The sequence below is a fragment of the Streptomyces sp. NPDC050738 genome (assembly GCF_040654175.1).
GTDB lineage: Bacteria > Actinomycetota > Actinomycetes > Streptomycetales > Streptomycetaceae > Streptomyces.
The window spans coordinates 1-14678 of the sequence record NZ_JBFAHN010000018.1; the positions used below are offsets into that span (position 1 = coordinate 1).

The 14678-nt window shown below is 69.8% G+C and carries 12 protein-coding genes and 1 pseudogene; 12 read left to right on the forward strand and 1 reads right to left on the reverse strand.

The window, feature by feature from the left end; genetic code table 11:
* Positions 1-105 precede the first annotated feature (105 nt).
* Entirely contained in the window at positions 106-618 is a 513-nt protein-coding gene (locus tag AB0H78_RS32575) for a putative immunity protein (protein ID WP_363238331.1), read from the reverse strand.
* Positions 619-817: 199 nt separating this feature from the next.
* Between AB0H78_RS32575 and AB0H78_RS32580 the strand changes: the two genes are divergently transcribed.
* The 12 genes and pseudogenes from AB0H78_RS32580 to AB0H78_RS32635 form a co-directional block, all read left to right on the forward strand.
* Positions 818-1471: a GntR family transcriptional regulator gene (locus tag AB0H78_RS32580; protein ID WP_363238332.1), complete on the forward strand. Its 654-nt coding sequence runs from the start codon at positions 818-820 to the stop codon at positions 1469-1471.
* Between the two features lie 35 nt (positions 1472-1506).
* Positions 1507-2409, forward strand: coding sequence for a dihydrodipicolinate synthase family protein (locus AB0H78_RS32585; RefSeq protein ID WP_363238333.1), 903 nt, complete (start codon positions 1507-1509; stop codon positions 2407-2409).
* Complete coding sequence (gene araD, locus AB0H78_RS32590) at positions 2406-4127, forward strand: L-arabinonate dehydratase (RefSeq protein ID WP_363238334.1); 1722 nt, start codon at positions 2406-2408, stop codon at positions 4125-4127. Before AB0H78_RS32585 ends, araD begins: the two co-directional genes overlap by 4 nt.
* Before the next feature lie 107 nt (positions 4128-4234).
* Entirely contained in the window at positions 4235-5164 is a 930-nt protein-coding gene (locus AB0H78_RS32595) for a sugar ABC transporter permease (protein WP_363238335.1), read from the forward strand.
* Entirely contained in the window at positions 5161-6066 is a 906-nt protein-coding gene (locus AB0H78_RS32600) for a carbohydrate ABC transporter permease (protein WP_363238336.1), read from the forward strand. Before AB0H78_RS32595 ends, AB0H78_RS32600 begins: the two co-directional genes overlap by 4 nt.
* Positions 6063-7256, forward strand: a complete 1194-nt coding sequence (locus AB0H78_RS32605) for a Gfo/Idh/MocA family oxidoreductase (RefSeq protein ID WP_363238337.1) — start codon at positions 6063-6065, stop codon at positions 7254-7256. Before AB0H78_RS32600 ends, AB0H78_RS32605 begins: the two co-directional genes overlap by 4 nt.
* Positions 7253-8092: a PmoA family protein gene (locus AB0H78_RS32610; RefSeq protein WP_363238338.1), complete on the forward strand. Its 840-nt coding sequence runs from the start codon at positions 7253-7255 to the stop codon at positions 8090-8092. The genes AB0H78_RS32605 and AB0H78_RS32610 overlap by 4 nt, the downstream gene beginning before the upstream one ends.
* Complete coding sequence (locus AB0H78_RS32615) at positions 8089-9645, forward strand: family 43 glycosylhydrolase (protein WP_363238339.1); 1557 nt, start codon at positions 8089-8091, stop codon at positions 9643-9645. Before AB0H78_RS32610 ends, AB0H78_RS32615 begins: the two co-directional genes overlap by 4 nt.
* The gene (locus AB0H78_RS32620) at positions 9642-10970 is read left to right on the forward strand and encodes a sugar ABC transporter substrate-binding protein (protein WP_363238340.1); all 1329 of its coding nucleotides are present in this window, start codon (positions 9642-9644) and stop codon (positions 10968-10970) included. The genes AB0H78_RS32615 and AB0H78_RS32620 overlap by 4 nt, the downstream gene beginning before the upstream one ends.
* Positions 10971-11060: 90 nt before the next feature.
* Positions 11061-12401, forward strand: coding sequence for a pectate lyase (locus AB0H78_RS32625; RefSeq protein WP_363238341.1), 1341 nt, complete (start codon positions 11061-11063; stop codon positions 12399-12401).
* A gap of 113 nt (positions 12402-12514) precedes the next feature.
* A complete protein-coding gene (locus AB0H78_RS32630) occupies positions 12515-13648 on the forward strand; it encodes a pectinesterase family protein (protein WP_363238342.1) in 1134 nt (377 codons plus the stop codon).
* A gap of 1 nt (position 13649) precedes the next feature.
* Positions 13650-14672 (forward strand): annotated as a pseudogene (locus AB0H78_RS32635) (pectinesterase family protein); the annotation flags it as partial.
* Between the last annotated feature and the right edge of the window lie 6 nt (positions 14673-14678).

A 14678-nucleotide genomic window follows, 5' to 3' on the forward strand; every position in this document is an offset into this window, starting at 1 on the left:
GCCGAACTCACCAGCGCTCCCGTGGGCACGACAGGCACCAGGGATCCGAAGGCGACGAGCAGGAAGAGCGTGGGGCGTCGCCGTCGACGGTCCGGGGGCGACGCCTCAGTCGAACACCGACCAGCAGATCTCGTTCCGCAGCCGCTGGTCATCGCGTACGAGCTCGCGCACCGCCTCCGGGAGTTGGTCACGCTGCCACTGGCACTCGATTCGCCCTGCGGTTTCGCTCTCGCCCTCCGGCGCGGCAGCACGTACGGCCTTGATCGCATAGGCGGCCGCGCCGAGTTCGTGCGCGGCGACGTGTGCGACGGCCCCGGCCTGGCCGGCTGCGTACGCGGCATGCCGTGCCGCACCGCGGAGATCTCTGGCCGCACCCATGGCATGACCGCCCGCCGCGCGCGCCTCCATCATCCCGACCTCGCCGCGTACCCAGGCGCGGGCGTGCTCGATCGCCTGACGCGGCCGCAGGTCGTCCGGCTGATCCGACTCGAAGAGGTCGAGTACGTGCTCCGCGCATGACGCCGCCCAGAGAGCGAGGAGGTGGTGATGCGCATCCGTGAGCGTTCCGCCGCGGCGGATCGTCACGAACCGGGGGTCCCGGACCTTCGGGAGGATCATGGTGGGGACTCCTTCGCTTTGGGGGTGCAGGCCTCGCGGACGTATCGGGGCATCCCTCTCCTCTCACGGCAACTCGCGCCGGTGCGGCGGAAGTTCTTCTGCCCGAAGCGTTGACGAAACATTGGCACGGCCTTAGCTTCAACGCGTCGTACTTCGTACGTCATATATGAGACGCGATACGCCAGATCTGAGAGCGCTGATGACCTTTGCCCCGAGTCCGATCCCCTCACGGACCCAGTACGTGCAGGATGCGATCAAGCACGCGATCCTCACCGCACAGCTGGTACCGGGGCAGGCCCTTGTCGAGACCGAGCTGGCCGCCCAGTTCGGGGTCTCCAAGACGCCTGTGCGTGAGGCGCTGAAGACCCTGGCGGGGACCGGGCTCGTCGTGATGAGCCAGTACAAGGGCGTCACCGTGCGGATGGTCGACGCCGACATGGCGCGTGAGGTCTATGACGTACGGCTGCTCCTCGAACCCGAGGCGCTGCGCCGCTCCATCACCCGCAAGGCCTCCCTCGAAGCCGCCCAGGAGGCGCTCTCGCGGTCCGACTCGGCCGAGGACAAGGCCGACCGGTCCCTCGCCAACCGTGACTTCCACCGGGCGCTCTACCTCCCCTGCGGGAATCCGCTGCTGGCCCGGATGCTCGACGAGATCCGCGACCAGGCCGCCCTGGTGTCCACCGTCGCCTGGGCCGCGATCCCCTCCTGGGAGCGGGAGGCCGCCGAGCACCGGGAGATCCTGCGGCTCGCGCTCGCCGACGACGCGGAGGGTGCGGCCCGCGCACTGCACGACCACATCGCCTCGTTCGTCGCCCGGGCCTTCCCGGCCGAGGCGGACGGTGATGCGGAATGACGCACCAACAGCACATTGATGAAAGGTCGGTCCGCATGGACTCCTCACCGCTCAAGGCGGCCCTCGCAGACGTCGTGGCGATCCCCGTGACCCCGTTCGGCCCGGACGGGACCATCGACGAGACCGCCCATCGTGCGCTGCTGAGAAGGCTCCTGGATGGCGGGGTGCGGATCCTTACCCCCAACGGCAACACCGGCGAGTTCTACGCCCTCACCCCTGAAGAGCGGCGCACCGTCACCGAGTTGACCATCGACGAGGCGGGGGACCGGGCCGTCGTCCTGGTCGGCGTCGGCCACGACGTGCCCACCGCCGTCGCCGCCGCCGAGCACGCCAGGGACGCCGGCGCGCAGATGGTGATGGTGCATCAGCCCGTCCACCCGTACGTCTCCGACGAGGGCTGGGTCGACTACCACCGCGCCATCGCCTCCGCCGTGCCCGAGCTCGGCGTCGTCCCCTACATCCGCAATGCTCTCCTGCCCGGCGCGCGCCTCACCGAACTCGCCGACGCCTGCCCCAACGTCATCGGCGTCAAGTACGCGGTCCCCGACGCCTCCCGCTTCGCCGCCTTCGCGCGGGACGCGGGGCTGGAGCGCTTCGTGTGGGTCGCCGGACTCGCCGAGCCGTACGCGCCCTCGTACTTCTCCGCCGGCGCCACCGGCTTCACCTCAGGGCTCGTGAACGTCGCGCCCTCCGTTTCGCTGAACATGATCGAAGCGCTTCGATCGGGCGACTACCCGGCCGCCATGAAGGTCTGGGAGCAGATCCGCCGCTTCGAGGAACTGCGCGGCGCCAACAGCTCAGCCAACAACGTCACCGTCGTCAAAGAGGCCCTCGCCTCGCTCGGCCTGTGCCGCCGCGACGTACGACCGCCCAGCAAGCAGCTGCCCGAGTCGCAGCGCGCCGAGGTCGCGGAGATCGCCGCGGGGTGGGCGATATGACCAAATCCCCTACACAGCTTCGTAGTTATCAGTGGTACGGAACCGACGGGCTCCGCTCCTTCAGCCACCGCGCCCGCACCCGGCAGCTCGGCTACCTCCCCGAGGAGCACCTGGGCAAGCCCGTCATCGCCATCCTCAACACGTGGTCCGACATCAACCCCTGCCACGTCCACCTCCGCGACCGCGCCCAGGCCGTCAAGCGCGGCGTCTGGCAGGCCGGCGGCTTCCCGCTCGAATTCCCGGTCTCCACCCTCTCCGAGACCTTCCAGAAGCCGACCCCGATGCTCTACCGCAACCTCCTCGCCATGGAGACCGAAGAGCTCCTGCGCTCCTACCCCGTCGACGGCGCCGTCCTGATGGGCGGCTGCGACAAGTCCACCCCCGCCCTCCTCATGGGCGCCGCCACCGTCGACCTGCCCACCGTCTTCGTGCCCGCCGGACCGATGCTGCCCGGCCACTGGCGCAACGAAGTCCTCGGCTCAGGCACCGACATGTGGAAGTACTGGGACGACAAGCGCGCCGGGCTCATCGGCGACTGCGAGATGGCCGAGCTGGAGAACGGCCTCGCCCGCTCACCCGGCCACTGCATGACGATGGGCACCGCCTCCACGCTCACCGCCGCCGCCGAGACCCTCGGTGTCACCGTCCCCGGCGCCTCCTCCATCCCCGCCGTCGACTCCGGGCACGACCGGATGGCCGCCGCCTCCGGACTGCGCATCGTCGACATGGTGTGGAACGACCTCAAGCTCTCGCAGCTGCTCACACCCGCCGCGTACGAAGACGCGGTCGCCACCGTCCTGGCCCTCGGCGGCTCCACCAACGCCGTCATCCACCTCATCGCGATGGCAGGCCGCTCCGGAGTCACCCTCACCCTCGACGACTTCGACCGCATCGCCCGCACCGTCCCCGTCCTCGCCAACCTCCGCCCCGGCGGCCGGTATCTGATGGAGGACTTCCACTTCGCGGGCGGACTCCCGGCCTTCCTCGCCGAGCTGAAGGACTCGCTCCACCTGGACCGGCCCACCGTCTCGTACGGCACGATGCGCGAGCAGCTCGAAGGCGCCCAGGTCCACAACCCCGACGTCATCCGCCCCCGCACCAACCCCCTCGCCGCCGAGGGCGGCGTCGCCGTCCTGCGCGGCAACCTCTGCCCCGACGGCGCCGTCATCAAGCACATCGCCGCCGAGCCGCACCTGCTCAAGCACACCGGACCCGCCGTCGTCTTCGACGACTACAGGACCATGCAGCGCACCATCAACGACCCGGACCTCGGCATCACCGCCGAACACGTCCTGGTCCTGCGCAACGCCGGCCCCAAGGGCGGGCCCGGCATGCCCGAGTACGGCATGCTCCCCATCCCCGACCACCTCCTCAAGCAGGGGGTGCGCGACATGGTCCGTATCTCCGACGCCCGGATGAGCGGCACCAGTTACGGGGCCTGCGTGCTCCACATCGCACCCGAGAGTTACGTCGGCGGGCCCCTCGCCCTGGTCCGCACCGGCGACCGCATCACCCTCGACGTCGAGGCCCGCACCCTCCATCTCGACGTCACCGACGAGGAGTTGGAGACCCGGCGCGCCGCCTGGACCCCGCCGCCCACCCGCTACGAGCGCGGCTACGGCGCCCTCTACAACGAGCAGATCACCCAGGCCGACACCGGCTGCGACTTCGCCTTCCTGGCCAGGCCCGGAGAAGTTCCCGACCCCTACGCGGGCTGAACCCACCCTCCTGCCACCGCCCCATCTGCTCGCCGCCGCGTCCGAGGTCCCGAACACCGTTCCGCAAGCGCTTGCACCAGCAGATTCACAGAGATCGGAGAAGAGTCATGGCACAAGCCGCAGCCGTGGCCACACCCAAGAAGCCGCCCCGGCGCCGCCGCTCGGCGACGCCCCGCCGCCTCCCGTATCTGCTGATCGCGCCCGCGGGCCTGCTGATGGTGGGCTTCATCGCGTACCCCGTGATCAGCGTCTTCTACTACAGCCTGCAGAACTACAACGTCACCAAGCCCTGGCGGAACGGCTTCGCGGGCCTCGACAACTTCAAGAAGATCTTCACCGAGGACGACCAGTTCTGGACGACGCTCGCCTTCAGCGGGCAGTGGGTCGTCACCCAGATCGGACTCCAGCTCGCCCTCGGGCTCGGCCTCGCGCTGATCGTCAACCAGACGTTCATCGGACTCGGCATCTCGCGCGCCATGGTCTTCTCGCCGTGGGCCGTCTCCGGCGTGCTGACCTCCACCATCTGGATCCTGCTCTACAACTCCTCGACAGGCTTCAGCCGTTACCTCGCGGACGCCGGCATCGGCTCGTACGGCACCTCGGTGCTCTCCGACACCGGCACCGTCTTCTGGGCCGCGACCGTCGCCGAACTCTGGCGCGGAGTCCCCTTCTTCGCGATCCTCATCCTCGCCGACCTGCAGTCCGTCTCCAAGGAGCTGTACGAGGCGGCCTCCGTCGACGGCGCGGGACGGATGCGCCAGTTCTTCCACATCACGCTCCCGCACCTCAAGGACGCGATCATCCTGGCGACCCTGCTGCGCGGCGTCTGGGAGTTCAACAACGTCGACCTCCTCTACACCCTGACCGGCGGCGGCCCGGCGGGCGAGACCACCACGCTCCCGCTCTATGTCGCCAACACCGGGATCGAGGGCCATGACTTCGGTTACGCCTCCGCGCTGACCACCGTCGCCTTCGTGATCCTCCTCTTCTGCTCGATCGTCTATCTCCGCCTGAGCAAGTTCGGAGGCGAAAAGTGACCGCCGCACTCGCCGAGGAGCGCACGGACGCCCGCGCGTCCGACGCCCTCCAACCGCCGCCTCCCGTACGCCGCAAGAAGCGCGAGCGCGCCTTCGACGACGTACCGCGCTGGCAGATCTACCTCCCGCTCGGGCTGTATCTGCTGTTCACGCTCATCCCCTTCTACTGGATGGTGCTCTTCGCCGTCCGCCCGGCGAAATCCACCTCGCTGGTGCCCTGGCCGATCACCTTCGACCACTTCGACAAGGTCTGGAACGAGCGCAGTTTCGCCGTCTTCTTCCAGAACAGCATGGTCGTCGGCGTCTCCACCCTGGTGGCGACCACGGCGGTGGCGCTGGCCGGCGGGTACGCCCTGGCGCGCTTCAACTTCCGTATCAAGGGCGGCTTCATGCTGGCCCTGCTCTGCTCGCAGTTCATCCCGGGCGCGCTGATGCTGGTGCCGCTCTTCGAGATCTTCAAGAACCTCCAGCTGATCAACTCCCTGGTGAGCGTGATCATCGCGGAGACCGTCTTCCAGCTGCCACTCTCCATCATCCTGATCAGCGGCTTCATCAAGAACGTGCCGGTCTCGTTGGAGGAGGCCGCCTGGGTCGACGGCTGCGGGCGGTTCCGCGCCTTCTGCGCGGTGGTGCTCCCGCTGCTGCGGCCCGGACTGATCGCGGTCGGCTCCTTCGCCTTCGTGCACAGCTGGAACCACTTCCTGTTCGCCCTGATGTTCCTCAGCGAACAGGACAAGCAGACGATCCCCGTCGGCCTCAACACCCTCATCGGCGCGGACAGCGTCGATCTGGGCGCCCTCGCGGCGGGCGGCGTCATCGCGGCCGTACCGGTCGTGATCGTCTTCGCCTTCATCCAGAAGTGGCTGGTCACCGGCTTCAGCGCAGGGGCGGTGAAGGGATGAGCACCTCACCTGTCTCACCGACGGCACCGACCGCACAGCCTCCGCTGCCCGTCGTCCTCGCGGGTGCCCGCGGCCACGGCCGCTGGCACCTGGAGAACATCCGCAGACTGCAGTCGCTCGGCCTGGTCACCCTGGCCGGCGTCTGCGAGCTGAATCCGCTGAGCGAGGAGGAACTCGACGGCTTCGGCTCCCCGCAGCAGGCGGCCGACTTCGGTGCGCTCCTCGACTCCACCGGCGCCGCCATCGCCGTCGTCTGCACCCCGATCCCCACCCACACCGACCTCGCGCTGGCCGCCGCCGAACGCGGCGTGCACGTCCTCCTGGAGAAGCCGCCCGCCCCTTCCTACGCGGAGTTCCGGCGGATGGCCGACGGGGTGCGCGCGGCGGGCGTCCACTGCCAGATCGGCTTCCAGTCGCTGGGCTCCAAGGCCCTGGACGCGATACGGGAACTCATCGCGGCCGGCACCATCGGCGAGGTCCTGGGCATCGGCGGGGCCGGCGCCTGGGTGCGCGACGAGGCGTACTTCCGCAGGGCGCCCTGGGCGGGCCGCCGGCGCATCGGCGACACGGATGTCGTCGACGGCGTACTGACCAATCCCCTCGCGCACGCGGTCGCCACCGCCCTCGCGCTGGACGGGAGTTCACGCGCCGAGGACATCGACTCCATCGAGGCCGAGCTGTTCCGGGCCAACGACATCGAGGCCGACGACACCTCGTGCGTACGGATCACGACGCGGCGCGGGACCCCGGTCGTCATCTCCGTCACCCTGTGCGCGGACCAGCCCGACGATCCGTATCTCCTCATCCACGGCACCAGCGGCCGCATCACCTTCTGGTACAAGGACGACCGGATCCTGGTGCAGCGCGCGGGCCAGGGACCCGAGGAGTCCGTCCACGGCAGGACCGACCTCCTGGAGAACCTCCTCGCCCACCTCGCGGGGAGCGCCGAACTCCTGGTCCCGCCCGATGCGACCGGCGCCTTCATGCGGGTCGTCGAAACGGTTCGCACCGCCCCCGAGCCCACCCCGATCCCCGCCTCCGCATGGAGCGAGACCGAGGACACCGACGGGGTACGCCGCCGCACCGTCCAAGGCATCGACGGCCTGGTCGCCGCGGGCGCCGACACCCTCACCCTCTTCTCCGAACTGGGCGTTCCCTGGGCGCTCCCCAGCGAGGTGCATTCCTCATGAACGAATCGCTCCTGCTGCGCTGCGCCGGCCGCCCCGTCGGCCGCTACCTCTTCAGGCCCGAGCTGGAGGCGCGGCTCTCCCCGCGCCCGTACCTCCATCCGCTCACCACGCTCGGCGGGGTGCGCGTCACCGAGGAGATGCCCGGCGACCACCTCCACCACCTGGGCGCCGGCGTCGCCGTACCCGACGTGGCGGGCCGCAACTTCTGGGGCGGGCGCACCTACGTACGCGGACAGGGCTCCACCGAACTCGACAACCACGGCGTCCAGCGCCACACCGGCTGGAAGCTGCGCGACCCCGACGGCTTCGTCGAGGAGCTGGCCTGGACGGCGGGCCCCGGCGAGCTGCTGCGCGAGCACCGTACGGTCTCCGCCACCGAACTCTCCCCCGGCGCCTGGGCGTTGGACTTCACCTTCTCGCTGACCAACACCACGGGCGAGGACCTGTCCATCGGCTCCCCGGCCACCAACGGCAGACCGGGCGCGGGCTACGGCGGCTTCTTCTGGCGTGCCCCCAAGGAGGCCGGGCGGCCCGCCGTCTTCACCGCGGACGCGGACGGCGAGGACGCGGTCCACGGGCATACGGCGCCGTGGGTGGCCCTGGCCGGCGACGGCTGGACGCTGGTCTTCGCGGGGGCCAACGAGGAGACCCGGCGCGACCCCTGGTTCGTACGGACCGAGGAGTACCCCGGGGTCGGATCCTCGCTCGCCTGGGACGAGCGGGTGCCGGTGGCCGCAGGCCGGACGCTGGTACGGCGCATCCTCACCGTCGTCGCGGACGGGCGCCTGGAGCGCGATGCGGCAGCCGCGCTGGTGCGGAAGGCGGTCAGCGCATGAGCGAGGAGACGGCCACCTACCGGAACCCGATCCTGCACGCGGACTGGTCCGACCCCGACGTCGTACGCGTCGGCGACGACTACTACCTCACCGCATCCAGCTTCGGCCGCGTCCCCGGGCTGCCCCTGCTGCACTCCCGCGACCTGGTCAACTGGACCCTGATCGGCCATGCCCTCGACCGTCTGGAGCCCGCCTCCGCCTTCGCGTCGCCGCGCCACGACTGCGGGGTCTGGGCGCCCTCGATCCGCCACCACGACGGCCGCTTCTGGATCTTCTGGGGCGACCCCGACCACGGCATCTACCAGGTCAACTCCCGTGACATACGCGGCCCGTGGAGCGCCCCGCACCTCGTCAAGCCGGGAAAGGGCCTGATCGACGCCTGCCCGCTGTGGGACGAGGAGAACGGCGAGGCGTATCTGGTGCACGCCTGGGCGCGGTCCAGGTCCGGGGTGAAGAACCGCCTCACGGGACACCGCATGTCGACGGACGGCCGCGAACTCCTCGATGAGGGAAAGGTGATCGTCGACGCGGACCTGCTGCCCGGCTGGTTCACCCTGGAGGGCCCCAAGCTCTACCTCCGCGACGGCTGGTTCTGGATCCTCGCCCCTGCGGGCAGCGTCGAGACGGGCTGGCAGGGCGCGTTCCGCTCCCGCGACTTCTTCGGCCCCTACGTGGAGAAGGTCGTCCTGGAGCAGGGGGAGACCGAGATCAACGGGCCGCATCAGGGCGGTCTGGTCACCACCCTGGCGGGGGAGGACTGGTTCCTGCACTTCCAGTCCAAGGGTGCTTACGGACGGGTGCTGCATCTGCAGCCCGTGCACTGGCCGGAGGACGGCTGGCCGGTGATGGGCGACGCGGGCGAACCCGTACGCGTCCATGCCAGGCCCGGACTGCCGCCGCAGCCCGTCGAATCGCCCGCGACCGACGACGGTTTTCCCGGCGGGCGGTACGGCCGCCAGTGGCAGTGGACGGCCAACCCGCGGCCCGGCTGGACGGTCGCGCACGGCGGGGACGGGCTCCGGCTGACCTGTGTGCGGACGCCGTACGCGGACGATGTGCGCCGGCTGCCGAACGCCCTGACGCAGCGGATGCCCGCCGAGTCCTTCCGCGTCGAGGTCGAACTCGCCCTGGACAGCGAGGAGGTGGGCGCGAAGGCGGGCCTGGCCGTGCTGGGTGACGCCTTCAGCTGGATCGGCCTGGAGCGGACCGCAGACGGGGTGCGCCTGGTCCATCGGTACGCCGAGGCGGTCGCCGACCGCGAACGGGACGCCGCGCACGGGCGGGCGGCGCCCGAGGGCCGCGCCCGCCTCCGTATCGACGTCTCACCCGGAGCGCGCTGCCGCTTCTCCGCCGACACAGGAGAAGGCTTCCGCCCCTCCGGCCACGTTTTTGCCGCCACCCCCTGGCGCTGGGTCGGAGCGCTGCTCGGCCTCTTCGCCACCGCACCCGAGGGCACGGGGCCCGCCGGGACCGCGAGCTTCACCACGTTTTCGATCAGAGACAGCCAGACCACACCAAGCCAGACCACACCAAGAGAGACGAGCCGGCCATGACGAAGTTCTCGAAGTCCTTCGGGAGCGCGGTCGCACTGACCGCGGTCCTCGCACTGACGGCGACCGCCTGCGGCGACGACGGCAGCGGCGGCAGCGGTGACGAGGGGAAGGGGAGCGGCACGATCACCTTCTGGGACAACAACGGCGGTGTCCGTACCGCCGTCTGGACCGAGATCATCAAGGACTTCGAGAAGAAGAACCCGGACATCAAGGTCAAGTACGTTCCGATCCCGATCACCGACGTCCAGTCGAAGTACGACACGGCCATCGCCGGCGGCGGGCTGCCCGACGTGGGCGGCGTCGGGGCGGCGTACCTCTCCAACATCGTCGCGCAGAACGCCCTGGAGCCGGTCGGCGACCGGATCAAGAGCTCCTCGCTCAACGGCAAGCTGGTCCCCTCGATGGTGGACAGCGTGAAGGTCGCGGGCGGCAAGGGCGGCGAGATGTACACGGTGCCGACCTCCGCGAACAACGGCACGCTCTGGTACCGGACCGACCTCTTCAAGTCCGCCGGCCTGGACGCACCGACCACCTGGACGAAGTTCTACGCGGCCGCCGACAAGCTCACGGACGCGAAGAACAACAAGTTCGGCTACACGATCCGCGGCGGCGCGGGCTCGATCGCGCAGGCGATCGACGCGTCCTACGGCCAGTCGGGTCTCACCGACTTCTGGAACGGCGACACCACCACGCTGAACGACCCGAAGAACGTGGCGGCGCTGCAGAAGTACATCGGCCTGTTCAAGAAGGACACCCCGTCCGCCGACCTCAACAACGACTTCACCAAGATGGTCGCCCAGTGGGACTCGGGGACCATCGGGATGCTGAGCCACAACCTCGGCTCGTACCAGGACCACGTGAAGGCGCTGGGCGAGGAGAAGTTCGCCGGCATCCCCAACCCGACGCTGGACGACGGGACGCGGGTGCAGGTCTCCAACCCGGTGGACGGGCTCGGCCTGTTCAAGGGCAGCAAGAACAAGGCGGCCGCCTGGAAGTTCATCGAGTTCGCCGCCTCGCACGAGGAGAACAGCAAGTGGAACAGGTCCGCGGGCGCCATTCCGGCCAACACCGAGGCGGCCAAGGACTCGTGGATCACTGACGTGGAGCCGACGAAGCTCGCGGCCGCGGCGCTGACCGACGGCTCGACGAAGGTCGTGCAGCTGCCGTACTACCTGCCCGACTGGAACAAGATCACCAAGGCCGACAACGAGCCGGAGTTCCAGAAGCTGCTGCTCGGCAAGGTCACCGCGAAGGACTTCCTGGACAAGATGGCCAAGGAGCTCAACGCGGCGCAGGCGGAGTGGAAGCAGCAGAACAAGAGCTGACACCCGCTGATGTACGGGGTCCGGTGCGCAGGGGCGACCGCGCGCCGGACCCGTAACTCCCCTTCCTCTTCAGGACTTTCAGGAGCCGCAATGCGTACACAGAAGTGTCATGGCCGCGTCACAGGAATCATGGTCGGCTGCACCGCGCTGGTGCTCGGCATCACCGGAGCCGCCTCCGCCTCGCCCTCTCACCCGTCCTCCCACGACCTGGGCAGAGGCGTCCTCGCCGCGAAGGACGGCTGGGCGGCCGAAGGGTCGGGAACCACAGGCGGATCGGCCGCCACGCCCGACCACGTGTACACCGTCTCGACCCGCGCCCAACTGGTCGCCGCCTTCAAGGACGCCGGGGACGCCCCCAAGATCATCAAGATCAAGGGGACGCTCGACTTCAACGTGAACGACGCGGGCGCACCGCTGAGCTGCGCCGACTACGCGGCCCCCGGCTACGACTTCACCCAGTACCTCAAGGACTACGACCCGGCGACCTGGGGTTACGACACCAACCTCGACAAGGAGCCCGACGCCAGCCAGGAGGGCCTGCGCCGCACCTCGGCCGCCGCGCAACTGCTGCGGGTCGAGGTGCCGGTCCCCGCCAACACCACCGTCGTCGGCATCGGCAAGGACGCCAAGATCCTCTCCGGCGACCTGCAGATCAAGAACGTCGACAACGTCATCGTCCGCAACCTCACCTTCGAGGACGCCTTCGACTGCTTCCCGCAGTGGGACCCCACGGACGGCGACACCGGCAACTGGAACTCCGAGTACGACAACCTCGTCGTCACCGGCGCCACCCATGTCTGGGTCGACCACAACACGTTCACCGACGGGCGCCGCCCCGACAGCGCTCAGCCCTCGTACTACGGCCGGATCTACCAGCAGCACGACGGCGAGCTCGACGTGGTGAAGGGTGCCAACTACGTCACCGCGTCCTGGAACGCTTTCACCAACCATGACAAGACGCTGCTCTTCGGCAACAGCGACAGCGCGACCGCGACGGACGCGGGCAAGCTGAAGATCACCCTGCACCACAACCTGTTCAGGGGGATCACCGAGCGGGCGCCGCGGGTGCGCTTCGGCCAGGTCGACACGTACAACAACCACTTCGTGGTCACCGCGGACCAGGAGTACACGTACAGCATCGGTGTCGGCGTGAACTCGCAGATCGTGGCGGAGGCCAACGCCTTCACCCTGCCCGCGGGCATCGGCGCCGACCGGGTGATCTACAAGTGGAAGGGCACGGGCCTGACCGCGTCGGGCAACTACGTCAACGGCCGCGCGACGGACGTGCTGGCCGCGTACAACGCCGCGAACCCGACAGCCCTGCTGGGCGCCGACGCGGGCTGGGTCCCGACGCTGCGGACCAAGGTCGACAGCGCGAAGAACGTCCCGTGCACGGTGGACAAGGGCGCGGGCGCAGGCAAGCTCCGCTGAAGAAAACAAGCCTCTCCCGCGATCGAGGAGCGGGGGACCGGGGGCAGCGCCCCCGAAACCCCCGCTCCGGCCCGCACCTCACCCCGCACGCGCCACAGCGAAGGAGCATCACCATGCCCTCGCACCACCCCCAGGCACCGCACCCCGCCCGCCGCTCCCTCCTCCTGGCCGGAGCCACCGCCTTCACCTTCGGCTTCGGCCTGGGCCGCGCCCCCGAAGCAGAGGCTGCCGGCCGCACTCCCTTCGGCCGGTACGGATCACCGTCCCGCCGCCTCAATACCCGGACCCTGTACGTCGACGCGCACGGCCGCGGCGACCACACCACCGTCCAGGCGGCGGTCACCGCCGTACCCGGCGACGGCTGGACGATCGTCCTCGCCCCCGCGACCTACCGCGAGACCGTCCTCGTCCCGGCCGCGGCGACCGGCCTGACCCTGCTCGGTGCGGCCACCGACCCGCGCTCCACCGTCATCGTGTACGACAACGCGGCCGGCACCCCCAAGCCCACCGGCGGTACGTACGGAACCACAGGCTCCGCCACCGTCACCGTCCAGGCCGCCGGCTTCACCGCCCGCTCGCTCACCTTCGCCAACGACTGGCTGCGCGCGGACCACCCGGAGATCACCGGCACCCAGGCCGTCGCCCTCAAGGTCCAGGGCGACCGCTCGGCCTTCCACGCCTGCCGCTTCCTGGGCCACCAGGACACGCTCTACGCCGACACGATGGGCCTCGCCCTCTTCGCCCGCCAGTACTTCGCCGACTGCTACGTCGAGGGCGACGTCGACTTCGTCTTCGGCCGCGCCACCGCCGTCTACGACCACTGCCACTTCCACACCCTGGACCGCACCGACCTGGCCGCCGCCCCCTACGGCTTCGTCTTCGCGCCCTCCACCGCAGTCGCCAACCCGCACGGCTACCTGGTCCACGACTCCCTGGTCACCAGCGGCGCCCCGGACGCGCACTACAAACTGGCCCGCCCCTGGGTGCCGAGCTCGGACACCACGGCGCGCCCCATGCTGACGGTCCGCGAGACCCGGATGGGCGCGGGCATCGATGCCGCAGCGCCGTACACGAACATGTCGGACGCCTACCCCTGGCAGTCCCAGCGCTTCGCCGAATACCGCGACACGGGCCCGGGCGCGAGAACCGCCGACCCGTCCTCGCGCCCCCAACTCACACCCACAGAAGCCGAGTTGCACACCCGCTCCACCTATCTGGGTGACTGGACCCCCTGGAAGGGATGCTGAGATGCGCCGCCGCACGCTCCTCACCGCACTGGCGACAGGCGCCGCGCTGGCCGTCACCGGCACTCCAGCGCTCGCCTCTTCGCGCCGCACCCTGTACGTCCGCCCCGGCCGATCCGTCCAGGCGGCGGTCGACGCGGTGCGAGGCGACGGCTGGACGATCGTCGTCGCCCCCGGCACGTACCGCGAAACGGTGACCGTCCCCGCGACGGCCACCAACCTCACCCTGCGCGGCGAGACGGGCGACCCGCACTCCACCGTGATCGTGTACGACAACGCCAACGGAACGCCCAGACCCGACGGCACCACCTACGGAACGGCGGGCTCGGCCACCTTCACGTCGACGGCCGCCGGCCTCACCGTCCGCGACCTGACGATCGCCAACGACTGGCTGCGCGCGGACCACCCGGAGATCACCGGCACCCAGGCGGTGGCCGTCTACGCCACGGGCGACCGCACCTTCTTCGACCACTGCCGCCTCCTCGCCCACCAGGACACACTCTTCGCGGACACCACGGCCCTCACCACCTTCGACCGCCACTACTACCGCGACTGCCACATCGAGGGCGACGTCGACTTCGTCTTCGGCCGCGCGACGGCGGTCTTCGAGTCGACGCAGTTCCACACCCTCGCCAGGGACGTCGACTTCACCCCCAAGGGCATGGTCTTCGCCCCCTCGACCGCCCGCGCCAACCCCCGCGGCTTCCTGGCGACCCGCTGCCGCATCACCTCGTCGGCGGGTACGGGGGAGTACTGCCTGGCCCGCCCCTGGGTCCCGTCGTACGAGACGACCGCCCACCCCATGCTCACGGTGCGCGACACCTGGATGGGCCCGGGCATCCGAGCGTCCGAGCCGTACACCAACATGCGCGACGCCTACCCCTGGCAGACGATGCGCTTCACGGAGTACGCGAACATCGGCACCGGCGCGGACACGGCGATCCCGGCCAACCGCCCCCAACTCAACGCCACCGAAGCCGAGTCGCACACCACGGCCACCTATCTGGGTGACTGGCAGCCCTACGCCCGTCCC

Excerpts from the sequence above, each read along its gene's own strand:
- AB0H78_RS32575 (WP_363238331.1), bottom strand. The coding sequence starts at position 618 with ATGATCCTCCCGAAGGTCCGGGACCCCCGGTTCGTGACGATCCGCCGC.
- AB0H78_RS32580 (WP_363238332.1), top strand. The coding sequence starts at position 818 with ATGACCTTTGCCCCGAGTCCGATCCCCTCACGGACCCAGTACGTGCAG.
- AB0H78_RS32585 (WP_363238333.1), top strand. The coding sequence starts at position 1,507 with ATGGACTCCTCACCGCTCAAGGCGGCCCTCGCAGACGTCGTGGCGATC.
- araD (WP_363238334.1), top strand. The coding sequence starts at position 2,406 with ATGACCAAATCCCCTACACAGCTTCGTAGTTATCAGTGGTACGGAACC.
- AB0H78_RS32595 (WP_363238335.1), top strand. The coding sequence starts at position 4,235 with ATGGCACAAGCCGCAGCCGTGGCCACACCCAAGAAGCCGCCCCGGCGC.
- AB0H78_RS32605 (WP_363238337.1), top strand. The coding sequence starts at position 6,063 with ATGAGCACCTCACCTGTCTCACCGACGGCACCGACCGCACAGCCTCCG.
- AB0H78_RS32610 (WP_363238338.1), top strand. The coding sequence starts at position 7,253 with ATGAACGAATCGCTCCTGCTGCGCTGCGCCGGCCGCCCCGTCGGCCGC.
- AB0H78_RS32615 (WP_363238339.1), top strand. The coding sequence starts at position 8,089 with ATGAGCGAGGAGACGGCCACCTACCGGAACCCGATCCTGCACGCGGAC.
- AB0H78_RS32620 (WP_363238340.1), top strand. The coding sequence starts at position 9,642 with ATGACGAAGTTCTCGAAGTCCTTCGGGAGCGCGGTCGCACTGACCGCG.
- AB0H78_RS32625 (WP_363238341.1), top strand. The coding sequence starts at position 11,061 with ATGCGTACACAGAAGTGTCATGGCCGCGTCACAGGAATCATGGTCGGC.
- AB0H78_RS32630 (WP_363238342.1), top strand. The coding sequence starts at position 12,515 with ATGCCCTCGCACCACCCCCAGGCACCGCACCCCGCCCGCCGCTCCCTC.